General features: G+C 66.5%; 13 protein-coding genes. 11 read left to right on the forward strand and 2 right to left on the reverse strand.

Features of this window, described 5'->3' with window-relative positions; all coding sequences use genetic code 11:
* The first annotated feature begins 69 nt into the window (after window positions 1–69).
* The 4 genes from BMX36_RS16950 (at window position 70) to BMX36_RS16965 (ending at window position 5,106) form a co-directional block, all read left to right on the forward strand.
* Window positions 70–543 (forward strand): cupin domain-containing protein, encoded by a 474-nt coding sequence (locus BMX36_RS16950; protein WP_256210857.1) that lies wholly within the window; start codon window positions 70–72, stop codon window positions 541–543.
* Window positions 544–729: 186 nt separating this feature from the next.
* Entirely contained in the window at window positions 730–1,833 is a 1,104-nt protein-coding gene (locus BMX36_RS16955; protein WP_093067372.1) for a Gfo/Idh/MocA family protein, read from the forward strand.
* The gene (locus BMX36_RS16960; protein WP_093067375.1) at window positions 1,830–4,061 is read left to right on the forward strand and encodes a glycoside hydrolase family 3 N-terminal domain-containing protein; all 2,232 of its coding nucleotides are present in this window, start codon (window positions 1,830–1,832) and stop codon (window positions 4,059–4,061) included. Before BMX36_RS16955 ends, BMX36_RS16960 begins: the two co-directional genes overlap by 4 nt.
* Before the next feature lie 37 nt (window positions 4,062–4,098).
* Window positions 4,099–5,106, forward strand: a complete 1,008-nt coding sequence (locus BMX36_RS16965) for an SMP-30/gluconolactonase/LRE family protein (protein WP_093067377.1) — start codon at window positions 4,099–4,101, stop codon at window positions 5,104–5,106.
* Here BMX36_RS16965 and BMX36_RS16970 read toward each other — a convergent pair.
* The gene (locus BMX36_RS16970; protein ID WP_093067380.1) at window positions 5,090–5,680 is read right to left on the reverse strand and encodes an NADPH-dependent FMN reductase; all 591 of its coding nucleotides are present in this window, start codon (window positions 5,678–5,680) and stop codon (window positions 5,090–5,092) included. The genes BMX36_RS16965 and BMX36_RS16970 overlap by 17 nt on opposite strands.
* A gap of 303 nt (window positions 5,681–5,983) precedes the next feature.
* Here BMX36_RS16970 and BMX36_RS16975 point away from each other — a divergent pair, with 303 nt between their 5' ends.
* The 5 genes from BMX36_RS16975 (at window position 5,984) to BMX36_RS16995 (ending at window position 11,839) form a co-directional block, all read left to right on the forward strand.
* Window positions 5,984–6,724 (forward strand): GDSL-type esterase/lipase family protein, encoded by a 741-nt coding sequence (locus BMX36_RS16975; RefSeq protein ID WP_066776659.1) that lies wholly within the window; start codon window positions 5,984–5,986, stop codon window positions 6,722–6,724.
* Window positions 6,721–7,881, forward strand: a complete 1,161-nt coding sequence (locus BMX36_RS16980; RefSeq protein WP_143058603.1) for an acyltransferase family protein — start codon at window positions 6,721–6,723, stop codon at window positions 7,879–7,881. The genes BMX36_RS16975 and BMX36_RS16980 overlap by 4 nt, the downstream gene beginning before the upstream one ends.
* Window positions 7,882–8,001: 120 nt before the next feature.
* Complete coding sequence (locus BMX36_RS16985; protein WP_093067386.1) at window positions 8,002–8,538, forward strand: 2Fe-2S iron-sulfur cluster-binding protein; 537 nt, start codon at window positions 8,002–8,004, stop codon at window positions 8,536–8,538.
* Complete coding sequence (locus BMX36_RS16990; RefSeq protein ID WP_093067388.1) at window positions 8,538–9,515, forward strand: FAD binding domain-containing protein; 978 nt, start codon at window positions 8,538–8,540, stop codon at window positions 9,513–9,515. The genes BMX36_RS16985 and BMX36_RS16990 overlap by 1 nt, the downstream gene beginning before the upstream one ends.
* The gene (locus BMX36_RS16995; RefSeq protein ID WP_093067391.1) at window positions 9,512–11,839 is read left to right on the forward strand and encodes a xanthine dehydrogenase family protein molybdopterin-binding subunit; all 2,328 of its coding nucleotides are present in this window, start codon (window positions 9,512–9,514) and stop codon (window positions 11,837–11,839) included. The genes BMX36_RS16990 and BMX36_RS16995 overlap by 4 nt, the downstream gene beginning before the upstream one ends.
* A gap of 133 nt (window positions 11,840–11,972) precedes the next feature.
* Here the strand turns inward: BMX36_RS16995 and BMX36_RS17000 are convergent, their stop codons facing one another.
* Window positions 11,973–12,866 (reverse strand): LysR family transcriptional regulator, encoded by an 894-nt coding sequence (locus tag BMX36_RS17000; RefSeq protein WP_066779858.1) that lies wholly within the window; start codon window positions 12,864–12,866, stop codon window positions 11,973–11,975.
* A 157-nt stretch (window positions 12,867–13,023) separates the two neighbouring features.
* On the opposite strand from BMX36_RS17000, the gene BMX36_RS17005 reads away from it, so the two are divergent.
* Both BMX36_RS17005 and BMX36_RS17010 read left to right on the forward strand, forming a co-directional pair.
* Entirely contained in the window at window positions 13,024–13,413 is a 390-nt protein-coding gene (locus BMX36_RS17005) for a (R)-mandelonitrile lyase (RefSeq protein WP_093067394.1), read from the forward strand.
* A 132-nt stretch (window positions 13,414–13,545) separates the two neighbouring features.
* Window positions 13,546–14,244 carry a RibD family protein gene (locus BMX36_RS17010; RefSeq protein ID WP_093067396.1) on the forward strand — a complete coding sequence of 233 codons (699 nt, stop codon included), beginning with the start codon at window positions 13,546–13,548 and terminating at the stop codon, window positions 14,242–14,244.
* Window positions 14,245–14,387 lie beyond the last annotated feature (143 nt).

Genomic DNA, 14,387 nt, shown 5'->3' on the forward strand with positions numbered 1-14,387 from the left:
CCATGGACACATTGTACCTGCCCGACAACTGCCCCTACTGATCACGCCATGGAAGATGGAGGGTCGCCCGTGGTTATCGCTAAACTTGCCGGTGTCGCGCTCGCCGCTTTGCTGCTCTGCCCCGGCCCTGCCATGGCGCAGTCGGCACCGGCGGACGCGGCCAGCGCCGCCGAGATCCGCGCCAAGGTTGCCGCGATGGCCGCACGCATGGGGAAAGGCACGTTCGCGTACGAGCCGCTGGTGAAGGACGGCGAGACGATCGCGGCGCTCGAATATTGGAAGGCGCCCGGCAAGCCCGCGGTTCATCCGGACGAAGCAGAATATGCACTGGTGATCGAAGGCGCCGGTACGCTCGTCTCCGGCGGCACGATGGTCGAGCCGGCGGAAACGCGCCCCGGTCTGGTCGAGGGCAGCAGGATCGACGGCGGATCGACGCGCCGGCTGGGGCCCGGCGACGTGATCCTGGTGCCGGCGGGCGTGCCGCACTGGTTCGGGATCGAGGGCAAGCTGGTGCTGCTGGGCATGAAGCTTCCCCGAAAGTAACCTCCGGGCGATCAGCGCCGGAAGGCCGAGCCCGGCGGCGAGACAATGGTCGCTGTCGCCATGAGCGAAGGCGGCAGCGCGCGTCGACTTGCCCGTCCCGTTTCCCGCGTGCCGGCATCGCCACCTTTTCATGTCGCGCCGAGGCTCTGATAGCGCTACCGTGCGGGTACAAGCAGGAGAGAGATCATGGGGGACTGGAACAGGCGAACGGTGCTGACGGGGATCGGCGCGGGCCTTGCCAGCGCCACCGTGCCAGCCATGGCTGGAGCCGGCGCCCCCAAGCGCAAGCTCGGCTATGCGGTCGTCGGCCTCGGCAGCTATGCCACGCGCCAGATCATGCCGCAGTTCAAGAATTGCGAACATTCGCGTCTCGTCGCCCTCGTCAGCGGCACGCCCGAGAAGCTGGAGCGCTACGGCGCCGAATACGGCATCCCCAAAACGCATCGCTACAGCTACGCCGATTACGACACGATCCGGAACAATCCGGACATCGACGTCGTGTACGTCGTCCTCCCCAATTCGATGCACGCCGAATATTCGATCCGCGCCAGCCAGGCCGGCAAGCATGTGATGTGCGAAAAGCCGATGGCCACCACCGCGGCGGAGGCGGAAGCGATGATCGCCGCCGCCAGGAAGGCCAACCGCAAGCTGATGATCGGATATCGCTGCCATTTCGAGCAGCATAACCTTCGCGCGGTCGAGCTGGTGAAATCCGGCTTCGTCGGCCGCCCGACGCTGATCACCGCCGAACACGGCTTCTACGCGCCCGCCGGAATCTGGCGGCTCGACAAGGCCATGTCGGGCGGCGGATCGCTGATGGACATCGGCATCTACAGCCTCAACGCCGCGCGCTACCTTGCCGGCGAGGAGCCGGTCGAGCTGGTCGCGACCGAATGGACCGACAAGAGCGATCCGCGCTTCAAGAACACCGAGGACCGCATCGACTTCCAGCTGAAGTTTCCTTCGGGCCTGATCGCCAATTGTGTGTCGAGCTATTCCTCCGGCCACAACGCCTTCCGCGTCACCGGCACCAAGGGCTGGGTCGGCATGGAGCCGGCGACTTCCTACGAAGGCCATCAGATGTGGACGCGCGCCGACGGCAAGACCGAGCAGGTGAAATTGCCCGCGCCGCGCAAGAACCAGTTCGCCGCGCAACTCGATCATCTGCCCGAAAGCGTGCTCACCGGCATCCCCCTGCGCGCTTCGGGTGAGGAGGGGCTGCGCGACATGCGGCTGATCGAGGCGATCTACCGCTCGGCGCGCGAGCGGCGGGCGGTGTCGCTGGTATGAATTCCACACAGCTCCATCGGCGCGACGTGATGAAGGCGGGCGCGTTGCTCGCCGCCTCCGCCTGGGGACCCGTGGCGATTGCGAAGAGCACGCGCGATCACAGCGCGCGCATCCGCGATCTGATCGGCCGGATGACACTGCCTGAGAAGATCGGCCAGATGAACCAGATCGCGGGCGGGCGGCAAAAGGCGCTCAACTCGCGCCTTGACGAGGGCATGATGAACCGCGTGCGCCGCGGCGAGATGGGCTCGTTCCTCCACGTCGCGGGCGCCGAGCCGCTGCGCAAGCTGCAGAAGGTCGCGGTCGAGGAGTCGCGGCTCGGCATTCCTTTGCTGTTCGCGATGGACGTGATCCACGGCTACCGCACCATCCTGCCCGTGCCGCTCGCGCTCGCCGCCAGCTGGGATCCGGCGATGATGGAGCAGGCCGCCGCGCTCGCCGCCGAGGAAGCGCGCGCCGCCGGGCTGCACTGGACCTTCACCCCCATGGTCGATGTTGCCCGAGACGCGCGCTGGGGCCGCGTGGTCGAGGGGGCAGGGGAGGACGCCTATCTCGGCAGCCGTATGGCCGAGGCGCAGGTGCGCGGGATCGAGGGCGGCGATCCGTCTGCGCCGGGCCGGATGCTGTCGTGCACCAAGCATTTCGTCGGCTATGGCGCGGTCGCCGGCGGGCGCGATTACGACAGCGCCGACCTGACCGACCGCGCGCTGCACGAAGTCTATCTGCCGCCGTTCCACGCCGCGATCCGCGCCGGCACCGGCAGCTTCATGACCGCCTTCAACGACGTCGCCGGCGTGCCGATGACCGCGCATGAGGATCTGGTACGCGGGCAGTTGCGTGGCCGCTGGGGCTATCAGGGGCTGATCGTCAGCGACTGGAACGCGATCCGCGAGCTGATGAACCATGGCGTCGTTGCTACCCCGGCCGAGGCCGCCGCGCTCGCGCTGCGTGCCGGCGTCGACATGGACATGGCGAGCGGCACCTATATCGAGCATCTCGCCGCCGCCGTCGCCGCCGATGCGACATTGCTGCCGCTGGTGGACGAGGCGGTCGGCCGCATCCTCGCGGTCAAGGCGCGGCTCGGCCTGTTCGACGATCCTTACGGCTTCGGCGACGCCAGGCGCGCGGCCGCGCCGCTCGCTCGCACCAAGGCGCGCGAGATGGCGACGCGCTCGATCGTCCTGCTGCGCAACGAGGGCGCTGTGTTGCCGCTCAAGCCCGGCACCAAGGTCGCGCTGATTGGCGCGCTTGCCGACGATGCCTCATCGGCGATCGGCTCGTGGCGCGCGCGTGGCCGCCCCGAGGATGCAGTGACGCTGCGCACGGCGCTGCCACAGGCAAGCTACGATCCGGGCACCGATCCCGCCGCCGCCGCGCGCATCGCCGGCGCCGCCGACGTGGTGCTGCTCGCGATCGGCGAGGATTTTGACCTGAGCGGCGAGGCGCGCAGCCGTTCCGACATCACCTTGCCCGGCAAGCAGCAGGCGCTGGTCGATGCGATCCGTGCGACCGGCAAGCCGATCGTCGCGATCCTGATGAACGGTCGCCCGCTCGCATTGGAGAAGGCGCTGGCCGGCATCCCCGCCGTGCTCGAAACCTGGTTTCTCGGCATCGAGAGCGGCCCCGCCATCGCCGAGATCCTGACCGGCAAGACGTCGCCCGCCGGCCGCCTGCCGATGGGCATGCCGCGCGTCACCGGCCAGCTGCCGATGACCTACGCGCACGTCCCCAGCGGTCGCCCCGCCAATCCGGACCTCGCGATCGACAGCGCCCGCTATCGCGACGTCGACGTGGGTCCGCTGTTCCCGTTCGGCCACGGCCTCAGCTACAGCCGCTTCGACTATGGTGCGCTCGCCATCGAGCAGCGCGGCGACGCGGCGGTGGTGAGCGTTGCCGTCACCAACGCCGGCGAGCGGTCGGCCGAGGAAGTGGTGCAGCTCTACGTGCGCGATCCCGTCGCCTCCGTCGCGCGACCGGTACGCGAGCTGCGCGGCTTCCACCGCCTGTCGCTGCGCGCCGGCGAGCAGCGCACCCTGCGGTTCACGCTCACGCACGCGCAACTCGCCTTGTGGAAGGCGGGCAAATGGGTGATCGAGCCGGGAGTCTTCGAGGTCATGGTCGGCAGTTCGTCCGCCGACATTCGCGCGCGAGGCCGCTTTGCGATCGCCGAAGGAGGTGAAGGAACGGCGCCAGCCGCTGCGATCGCGACGGTGGTGAGCGTCAGCTGACGAGCCGCGCTGCCGCACTACAGATAGGAACGCGACGATGATGGACATGACGCGGCGATCGATGCTTGCCGGCGCAACGGCCTTGCTGGCTACGGGCGCCGCGCGCGCCGCGTCCGGCGGCACGATCACCCGCTTCGATCCGGAACTCGACCGGCTGATCGATCCGGCCAGCCCGATCGAGGTGATCGCCACCGGCTATCGCTGGGCGGAAGGGCCAGTGTGGGTGAAGCGCGGCGGCTATCTGCTGTTCTCCGACGTGCCGGCCAACATCGTCTATCGCTGGACGCGCGGGGAGGGGGCGGCGCCGTTCCTCCAGCCCTCCGGCCTCGCCGGACCGATCCCGGCGGGGATCCGCGAGGCGGGCGCCAACGGCCTTGCGATCGACCATTCCGGCGCGTTGATCCTGGCGGATTCGGGCACGCGCGCCATCGCCCGCGTCGATCTCGCCACCAGGCGCAAGACGATCCTCGCAGACCGCTTCGAGGGCAAGCGCTTCAACAGCTGCAACGACGTGGCAATCGCGCGCGACGGAGCGATCTATTTCACCGATCCGCCTTATGGCCTTGCGGAAGGCGATTCCTCGCCGCTGAAGGAGCTGCCGTTCAATGGCGTCTATCGCCTGTCGCCGACGGGCGAAGTCGCCGTGATCGACCGCAGCCTCCGGCGCCCGAACGGCGTCGCGCTGTCGCCGCGTGGCGATCGCCTGTACGTCGCCTGTTCGGACGAGGAGGCGCCCGAGATCCGCGTCTATGATCTGGCGGCGGACGGCGCCGCGCGCGGGCCCGGTCGGCGTCTGGTCGACTTCTCCGCCGAAGATGCGCGACGCCTGCCGGGTCTGCCGGACGGCATGAAGGTGGCGCGATCGGGCCATCTGTTCGCCAGCGGCCCCGGCGGCCTCTACGTGATCGCGCCGGACGGGCGAAAGCTCGGCCTGATCGCGGTCGGCAAGGCGATCGCCAATTGCACGTTCGGCGAAGATGGCCGTACCCTGTTCATGACAGCGAGCGATAGCGTCCTGCGGCTTCGCCTCAATATGGCGGTGTAACCCGGTCGCGCTGGGCGCCTGCTGCCTCCGCCCACCAAGCCAGATCGTCGGCAAAGCGCGGAAAGGCGCGCGTGAGCGAGGCACCGCTGTCGCCCTGAGGCTCGCCTGCCGCATCGAAGGTCCGGCCGATGCCACTGACCGCGATGGTGCTTGAGACAACGACCATGCCCATTTCCGACAGGATGCTGTGCCACGCGACGCCCGCACGTGCGCCTGCAAAGCGTCCGGCCGAGTAGCTGACGATCGCGGCGGGGCGCCAATACCATTCTTCCAGGAAATGATCGGTCAGGTTCTTCAGCCCTGGCTGCACACCCCAATTATATTCACCTGTCACGAACACGAAGGCATCAGCGTTCCTGATCTTGTCCGCCAACTCCGCCAGCGCTGATGGCGCCTGACCCGCTGGATATTCCTTGTACATACGGTCCAGCATGGGGAGATCGAGCACCTTGGCGTCGATCAACTCGGGCTCGGCTCCACGTTCGCGAAAGGCGCGAACCAGCCAATTGGCGAGATGGATGCCCTGCCGGTCGGAACGGTAGGAACCGTATAAGATCAATATACGATCGGCCATGGCGACACCCTCGTTCAGCTTCCCTCGTGATGCAAGGCCGGTTGACCGTTTAGGCGAAGCGCGGAGATCCGGCGCGCTCGCTAAAGCGAGGCGAACGCGGGCGGCTTTTCGTCTGGCTGAACGGGGCTCGGCCGGAAGGTAAACGGCGTACACGCAGGAGGCCGGCGTCCGCTGCGCGTTCACCGGCAGCGCTGCAGGCGAGTGGGCGAGCAGGCACCAATCCGGTTTTGCACGGATCACCATCATAGCCACGGACAGGTGTAATAAACCGCCCATTAACTTCTTGAACCCAACCAGTGGATCATGATCCACTCTGGTTCATCACCTGAACCTGCGTCTATACTCGGGACCCTGGCCAAGCTCCTTTTTGGCCTCTTGGTGTTCAGCGTGATCACCGGCACGTTCTTGTTCTTCAGGTTTCCTGATCGAACGCGTGAGCCCTTGCCAGATGCTCAGGTATCGAATGGGCGGTGCGTGCTGTGGCTGGTAGGCAGTTCCTCGATACATCGCTGGGCCTCGGCGCAAACCCAGCTCGGAAGCTGGCAGATTCACAATCGCGGGATCGAGGGCGCGCGCTTGCCCGAGTTGCAACAGCGGGTCCTCCTCACCGCGAAGGAGATGGCTCCAACCGCCATCATTCTCTACGCCGGCGAGAACGACCTTGCAGACGGAGTTGCCGACGCGCCTGTCGCGTCACGCCTGGAGAAACTCGCGGGGACGCTTGCACAACAGGCGCCAAAAGCAACGATCCTTTTGGTTTCGATGAAGCCGAGCCCGACCAGATGGAGCAATCGACAGGCGCAAATCGCGGTTGATGCGCGGCTTCGCCGCTTCGTCGCGGCGCGAGCGAACATGGAATTCGTCGACGCCGGGCAGACGCTCCTGAACGGCGGCACGCCAGGGCCATTCTACATGGACGATGGCATACACTTGTCCTCCGCCGGTTATCGAGTGTGGGGCGACGAGATTGAGCGACATCTGGACCGAAGCTTCGACCTCTCCTCCGAACGGTGCAGCCGCACGCGGCTTGCGAGCAAAGGATGAGCCTACCGGGATCGGAGGAGACGAAAGTCCTTCAGGCTAACCCCACGCCGGGCGAGCGCATCGAGGGCCTTGATGTCTGGCGGGTCGCGCTGATGCTCGGCGGCCTGCTGCTTCACGGTTCGCTCTGGCAGCCGCCGCAGCCCTTGTTCACGGTCGTCGGGCTGGTCTCTAGCGCCTTTCGCATGGGATGCTTCTTTGCCCTGTCCGGTCTTCTATGCGGAATGGCGCTGCGCAGACGAACCCTTCGTGAATGGCTGGTTCGCAGGCTCGTCCAGATCGGCCTGCCGATGTCGTTTGGCTGGGGAGTGCTCTGCCCCTCTGTCCTGATGCTCGCGCGCTGGTATCCACATGCCCCCGTGCCGCTGATGTTTGATTGGCATCATGTCTGGTTCTTGGTCGCGCTGCTGATGTACGCGCCGGCCACTGTTGCGCTCTACAGGCTGGACGACAGGCGCGGAATGATCGGCAACTTCGCCACATTGGTTGCGGCCGGTTCACCGGCACAACTCTTGTTGAGATTGGCTCTGGCCTCGTTCGTTCTGATGGTGTGGACGAGATTTCTTGTTTACCTGATCGCCCCGAAACTTCTCGTTCCGATGCTCGGTCAGGCACCGAACATCTCCGGTTACTTGCCTTTGTATCTTTTTGGATTGGCGATGGCGCGCTCGCCGATTTTGGGGGATACCCTCTGGCGATCCGTCCGTCCGGCGGCCGCAATCCTCGCCGTCGTTGCCGCACTTTACACGGCCGTGATGCTGACGGCTCCGATGTCCCCGCAAACGTATCAGATGCATGGCTTGTTGCGGATGGTCGCAGCGGCGCTTTGCCCGCCGGCAGCCTTTGCACTGATCTATCGCTCAGCAATCGCAATGTCGAAAGTCCATCCGCTGATCAAAAAGCTGTGTGACGCATCCTTGACCATCTACCTATTGCATCTACCCCTGTTGCTCGCCCTGAATGCAGCGCTCGCGCCTTTGCACTGGCATCCGTATATCCAGTTCGTAGTTGCCATCGCGATGGCGGGTGGGTTGTCCTACGTGACGCACGTTTGCATCGTTCGCCAAGTGCCGTTGCTCTCCTTGATCGTGAACGGCCGAACGGAGAGCTGGCCCAGGCTGATGGGCTTTCGCTGGAGCATGTTGCGCGCCCGGACCTAGGGTCGTTCACACGAAGCGCGGAGATCCAGCGCAGGCGCCTGTCGGCCCGGCGCGTGCGGATGGAACCGCACTCGCGCCGCCATGTTGAGGTTGTTCGGCGCCAGCGAGGAGTCTTGGCCCATGCATTTCAACATCAATGGCCAGCACCATGAGTTGGAGGTCGACAGCCGGACCTCGTTGCTCGATCTCGTGCGTGAGCAGCTGCACCTGTTCGGGACCAAGAAGGGCTGCAACCAGGGCGCGTGCGGCGCCTGCACGATGCTGGTGGATGGACAGCGCATAAATTCATGTCTTGCCCTGGCGGTGCAATATCAGGGACGCGAGATCACCACGATCGAAGGCATCGGTACGCCGCAGGCGCTGGCCGACATCCAGGCCGCCTTTGTCGAGCATGACGGTTTCCAGTGCGGCTATTGCACGCCCGGCCAGATCTGTTCGGCCGTGGGCATGGCGAACGAGGCGACGCGCGGGTTGCCGAGCAACGTGACGCCCGATCTCGCGGCCGAGACGATCGACCTCGACCATGACGAGTTGCGCGAGCGGATGAGCGGCAATCTGTGCCGCTGCGGCGCCTATAACGGCATCATCGATGCGGTGCGCGAAGCTTTGCTCCCCGACGTGCAGGCACATGCCGGCAAGGTGAAGGAGCCCGCCTGATGCTGACCTTCGACTATCTGCGCGCCGAAAGCCACGAGGATGCGCTGGCCAAGATCCAGGCGGAAGAGGCGCGCTTCCTGGGCGGCGGCACCAATCTGGTCGACCTGATGCGCGAGACGATCGAGGCACCGCGCACGTTGGTCGACGTGACCGGCCTCTCCACCTCGATCGAGGAGACGGTCGACGGCGGCGTGCTGATCGGTGCCGCGGCGAAGAACACCGCCGTGGCCGAAAGCCGGCTGATCCGTGAGCGCTATCCGATCCTGGCACGGGCGATCCTGGCCGGCGCGAGCGCGCAGATCCGCAACATGGCGACTGTCGGCGGCAACCTGCTGCAGCGCACGCGTTGCTATTATTTCTACGACAACGAGGCGGCGCGCTGCAACAAGCGGGTGCCCGGCGCGGGCTGCGATGCGGTGCACGGGTTCAATCGCATCCATGCGATCCTCGGCAGCTCGGACGCCTGTGTCGCCACCCACCCGAGCGACATGTGTGTCGCTCTGGCCGCGCTCGACGCGCTGGTCCATGTCGAGGGAGGTGAGGGGCGGCGCGTGGTGCCGCTCACCCGCTTCCACACCTTGCCTGGCGCCAGCCCGCAGATCGAGACGGTGTTGAAGCCCGGTGAACTGATCACCGCGGTCGAGCTGCCGGCCACCTCGGCGAACCTTGGCGGCACGTATCGCAAGGTGCGCGATCGTGCCTCCTACGCCTTCGCGCTGGTGTCGGTCGCCGCCACGCTGGCGGTGGATGGCGGCACGGTGACGGGCGCCCGGCTGGCGCTTGGCGGCGTCGCGCACAAGCCGTGGCGGGCGGAAAAGGCGGAGGGCCTGCTGGTCGGCAGACCCGCCACCGCCGACACCTTCCGCGCCGCTGCCGAGGCGGAACTGGCGGACGCCAGGCCGCTGCGCGACAACGGCTTCAAGGTGCCGCTCGCGATCCGCACCATCACGGCCGTTCTCGAGGAGCTGGCGGTATGAGCGTTCTCAAAGACACCTATGAAATGGCCAAGGGCACGGTGCAGGGCGTGATGCAAAAGGCGATCGCGCTCGCCCCGGATTCATGGATCCCCGGCGGCACGCCCGATCCGCTCATCCGCGAACAGCATGGCCATACCGGCAAGCCGGTGAGCCGTATCGACGGGCCGCTGAAGGTGGCGGGCAAGGCGCCGTTCTCCGCCGAGTTTCCGCTCGACGGGATGCTCTATGCCGCCGTTGCGTTCAGCACGGTTGCGAAGGGCAGGATCACCTCCATCGACAGCGCCGCGGCGGAAACGGCACCCGGCGTCGCGCTGGTCATGACGCACGAAAACGTGCCGACGATGAAGCCCATGCCCCTGTTCATGACGAGCGAACTGGCCGCCGGTGGCAATTCGCTGCCGATCATGGATCCGGTGATCCACTGGAATGGGCAGCCGGTGGCGGTGGTGCTGGCGGCAACGCAGGAGCAGGCCGATCATGCCAAGTCGCTGATCCGCGTCACCTATGACACGGACGCCGCCGTCACCACGCTGGAGACCGCCAGGGCGAACGGCACCGACCTTGCCGAATTCCAGGGCCAGCCGCTGCGGATGATCGTGGGCGAGCCCGAGGACGAACTCGCCCGCGCGCCGCACAAGGTCGACCATGTCTATCGCACGCCGCGGCACAACCATAATGCGATCGAGCTGCATGGCTGCACCGTCGCTTGGGATGGCGATCGCCTGCGCGTCCATGATGCGAGCCAGGCGGTGGCGCATCACGCCTGGACGCTGGGCGCGATCTTCGACGTCGGCGCCGAGAACGTGCACGTCACCTCGCCGTTCGTGGGCGGCGGCTTCGGCGGCAAGACCCTGTGGTATCATCAGCCGCTCGCCGCGGCGGCAAGCAGGCTCGCCGGCGTGCCGGTGCGGCTCAACCTGTCGCGCGAAGGCGTGTATCGCACGGTGGGCGGGCGCACGCTTACCGAGCAGCGGGTGGCATTGGGCGCCGATGCGGACGGCAGCTTCACCGCCCTGATCCACACCGGTTCCACGATCATGACGCGTCACAATGCGATGCCGGAGCCGTTCATCACCGGATCGATGAGCAGCTATGCCAGCGCCACGCGCCACCTGGAGGTGCGCGTCGGCTATATGGACATGCTCGCCAACACCTTCATGCGCGCACCCGGCGAGGCGCCCGGCACCTTTGCGCTGGAAAGTGCGATCGACGAACTCGCCCATGCGATGAACATGGACCCGATCGAGCTGCGCATGAAGAACGAGCCGGAGCGCGATCCCACCACCAACCTGCCGTTCTCGCAGCGCGACGTCGAAAAGGCATATCGCATGGGAGCCGAGGCGTTCGGCTGGGCGGCGCGCCAGGCACCGGGCGCGCGGCGCGAAGGCGAATGGCTGATCGGCATGGGCGTCGCGACCGCGACCTATCCCTATTACCGCATGCCCGGCGGCGCGGCGCGCCTGACGATTGCCCGCGACGGCCGCGCGCGGGTCGAGATCGCCGCGCACGAAATGGGCATGGGCACCGCCACGGCGCAGAGCCAGGTGATCGCCGATCGGCTCGGGCTCGACATGGAACAGGTCGATTTCGCTTATGGCGACACGCTATTTCCCGGTCAGGTGTTGGCAGGCGGATCGCAGCAGACCGCCTCCATCGGCGCATCCGTCATCGCGGCGCAGAAGCTGTTGTGGGCCGAACTGCTCAAGCTCGCCGGCAACGATTCACCGCTCGCCGGCCTTTCCCCCGATGAGGTCGGCGGTCTGCGCGGTGGCATCGCCGCGCTGAACGATCCCGCACGGTGGGAGAGCTACGCCTCCATCCTCGCCCGCGCGCAGCGCGACGAGGTGAGCGTCGAGGGCAAGGCGCCGCAGCCGCTCGAGATCCAGCATTGGTCGATGCACTCGCACGGCGCGATCTTCGTCGAGATCGCCGTCAGCAGCGTCACCGGCGAGCCGCGCGTGCGGCGCCTGCTTGGCGCGTTCGACTGCGGCAAGATCCTGAACACCAAGACGGCCGCGAGCCAGTTTCGCGGCGGAATGATCATGGGGCTCGGCCTTGCGCTCACCGAGGAGACGATGTTCGACGAGCGATCGGGGCGGATCATGAACCCCAGCCTCTCCGAATATCACCTGCCGGTGCACCTCGACGTGCCGGAGATCGAGGTGATGTGGACCGATATCCCCGATCCGCACACACCGATGGGCGCGCGCGGGGTGGGTGAGATCGGCATCACCGGCGTCGGCGCCGCCGTGGCCAATGCGATCTTCAACGCAACGGGCAAGCGGATCCGCGACCTGCCTATCACGCTGGACAAGCTGTTATAGTTGCAGTCGGACGGGCCGGCGGTGCAGCGGACGATCGGCTCGCCCGTCCGCAGTCGGCGCATCGGAGCCGTCAAGTAAGACGATAAGAACCGTTATGTTAAGCGCTCTGCTGCCGACTGTTGTGAAACAGTGACTAGCCTCGATGACGCAGCGCTTCGACCAGTAACGCGAAGGCGGCCGATGGCTGGCGGCGGCTGGTGTAATACAGATGGTAGCCGGCAAATGGCGGGCACCAATCGTCCAGCACGGTGACAAGGCTGCCGTCAGCGATCGCGGGCGCGGCCTGATCCTCCATGATGAAGCCGAGCCCGAAGCCGGCAATCGCGGCACGCATGATCATGTCGGTGTTGTTGAACGCGAGCTGGCCTTCCACACGCACGCGAAGCTCGCGCCCGTCCTTTTCCAGTTCCCAGGCGTAGATGCCGCCCGAGCTCAGCATACGCAGGTTGATGCACTGGTGCCCGGACAGGTCCTGCGGCGTCCGCGGAACGCCCGCCTTTGCCAGATAGGCCGGCGAGCCGATCACGACCATGCGCTGTTCCGGGCCGATCCGGACCGCGATCATGTCCTTGGCCAGCGCCTCGCCGAGCCGAACGCCCGCGTCGAACCGGTCGGCGACGATGTCGGACAGGCTGGAATCGATGCTCAGTTCGACATGCACGTCGGGATAGTTCGGCAGGAAGCGCTCAAGCGCCGGCCACAGGATCGTTCGTGCCGCATGGTCCGACGTTGTGATGCGCACGGTGCCCGACGGCTTGTCACTCAATTCGCTGATCATCGACAATTCGGTGCCGATCATGTCGAGCGCGGGGCGCAGCGTCGCGATCAGCCGTTCACCCGCTTCCGTCGGCGCGACGCTCCGCGTCGTCCGCGTCAGGAGGCGAACACCCAGCCGGGTTTCCAGCCGGCGCACGGTGTGGCTCAAGGCGGATTGGGAGGTACCAAGCCTCGCCGCGGCGCGTGTGAAGCTCTGCTCCTCCGCCACGGCAAGAAAGGCGTTCAGATCGACAAGCTCTTCGCGGCGCATAGCGCGATCTATCACTCAGCCCGGGCTTGGTCGATGTGGTTCCATGAATACCAGGCATAGCCGCTTGCGACGAACGCCGCCTAATCGGACGGGACATGAGCTGCTACATGGAGCCTGGCGACCGACATGCGGTGCCCTCAGGAAAGGAACCTCCGAGATGCAGATCGTCCGCAGCGGAGCCCAGGATTCGAACAAGGGGCCGGCCGAATACTTCACCGGCAACGTTCGCGTGGACGCGCCCTTCAAGGGCAGCGGCGCGCTGTCCGGGGCGACCGTCACCTTCGAGCCGGGCGCCCGGACAGCATGGCACACACACCCGCTCGGCCAGACGCTCCTGATCCTTTCGGGCCTCGGGCGCGTGCAGCGCGAAGGCGGACCAGTCGAGGAGGTCAGGCCCGGCGACATCGTCTGGTTCGAGCCCGACGAAAAGCACTGGCATGGCGCGGCGCCCGGTTGCGCGATGAGCCACCTTGCCATCGCCGAAATGAAGAATGGTTCGGCCGTCACCTGGATGGAGCAGGTCAGCGACGCCCAATACGCCGGCTGACGTTCGGTGCAGCAAGGGGGATGGCGCCCGTTTCCAGCCCTTCCCGGCGGTGGCCCCTTCTCCCTGACCTGCCGCGACCGGCGCCGCCGGTCCCCCGGTTGCGCGATATTTTCTTTGCGAGGAACCTGCCCGATGAAGCCGCTCGTCATCTGCCACATGATGTCCTCCCTCGATGGTCGCCAGCATCCCAGCCGCTTCACGATGAGCCCGGACGGGGAGCGCCGCGATTGGTCCGCATTGTACGAACGCGTTCACGAGGATCTTGCCGGCGACGCCTGGATGGTCGGGCGCGTGACCATGGCGGAGATGAGCAAGGCCGGCCCCCACGCACCCGTCGCCCCTGGACGAGTCGAGCGCCCGGTGCATGTCGCGCGCGCCGCGCAAAGCTACGCCGTCGCGATTGACCGTTCCGGCAAACTCCACTTCGATGGCGATGCGATCGGCGGCGATCACGTGATCGTGCTGCTCGGCCGCGACGTGCCGGACAGCCACCTCGCGGAGCTGAGCGCGGATGGCGTGTCCTACATCGTCGCGCCGGACGACGACATGGATCTTGCCGTGATGCTGGAAACACTCGCCGAACGCTTCGGCATCCGGCGCCTGCTGCTGGAAGGCGGCGGGACCATCAACGGCAGCCTTCTGGCGGCCGGGCTGGTGGACGAGCTGAGCGTCCTGATCGCGCCCGCGCTCGACGGCGGAACGCAAACCCAGGGCTTCGTCGCGCACGGAACCGACGGTCTTGCGGGAATGGTGCAGCTAAGCCTGATCGAGGCGCGGACGCTGGAACACGGCACGGTTCACCTGCGCTACCGGGTGCAACAGCCCGATTGAGCCGCCACCGCGCCCGAGATCTCGGTGAGCCCGCTCACCGGCTGGAACGGGAAACGGCCGGGGCCTGATCCGTCATCACTATTCCCGCGAACGGCCAGGCCGCCTCCCAAGGAAACGAACCATGCGATCTTTCTTGCCGCTCC

The organism is Sphingomonas sp. OV641, from assembly GCF_900109205.1.
Lineage (GTDB): Bacteria > Pseudomonadota > Alphaproteobacteria > Sphingomonadales > Sphingomonadaceae > Sphingomonas.

Coding starts and splice junctions, on each gene's coding strand:
- BMX36_RS16955 (WP_093067372.1), top strand. CDS start 730: ATGGGGGACTGGAACAGGCGAACGGTGCTGACGGGGATCGGCGCGGGC.
- BMX36_RS16960 (WP_093067375.1), top strand. CDS start 1,830: ATGAATTCCACACAGCTCCATCGGCGCGACGTGATGAAGGCGGGCGCG.
- BMX36_RS16965 (WP_093067377.1), top strand. CDS start 4,099: ATGATGGACATGACGCGGCGATCGATGCTTGCCGGCGCAACGGCCTTG.
- BMX36_RS16970 (WP_093067380.1), bottom strand. CDS start 5,680: ATGGCCGATCGTATATTGATCTTATACGGTTCCTACCGTTCCGACCGG.
- BMX36_RS16975 (WP_066776659.1), top strand. CDS start 5,984: ATGATCCACTCTGGTTCATCACCTGAACCTGCGTCTATACTCGGGACC.
- BMX36_RS16980 (WP_143058603.1), top strand. CDS start 6,721: ATGAGCCTACCGGGATCGGAGGAGACGAAAGTCCTTCAGGCTAACCCC.
- BMX36_RS16985 (WP_093067386.1), top strand. CDS start 8,002: ATGCATTTCAACATCAATGGCCAGCACCATGAGTTGGAGGTCGACAGC.
- BMX36_RS16990 (WP_093067388.1), top strand. CDS start 8,538: ATGCTGACCTTCGACTATCTGCGCGCCGAAAGCCACGAGGATGCGCTG.
- BMX36_RS16995 (WP_093067391.1), top strand. CDS start 9,512: ATGAGCGTTCTCAAAGACACCTATGAAATGGCCAAGGGCACGGTGCAG.
- BMX36_RS17000 (WP_066779858.1), bottom strand. CDS start 12,866: ATGCGCCGCGAAGAGCTTGTCGATCTGAACGCCTTTCTTGCCGTGGCG.
- BMX36_RS17005 (WP_093067394.1), top strand. CDS start 13,024: ATGCAGATCGTCCGCAGCGGAGCCCAGGATTCGAACAAGGGGCCGGCC.
- BMX36_RS17010 (WP_093067396.1), top strand. CDS start 13,546: ATGAAGCCGCTCGTCATCTGCCACATGATGTCCTCCCTCGATGGTCGC.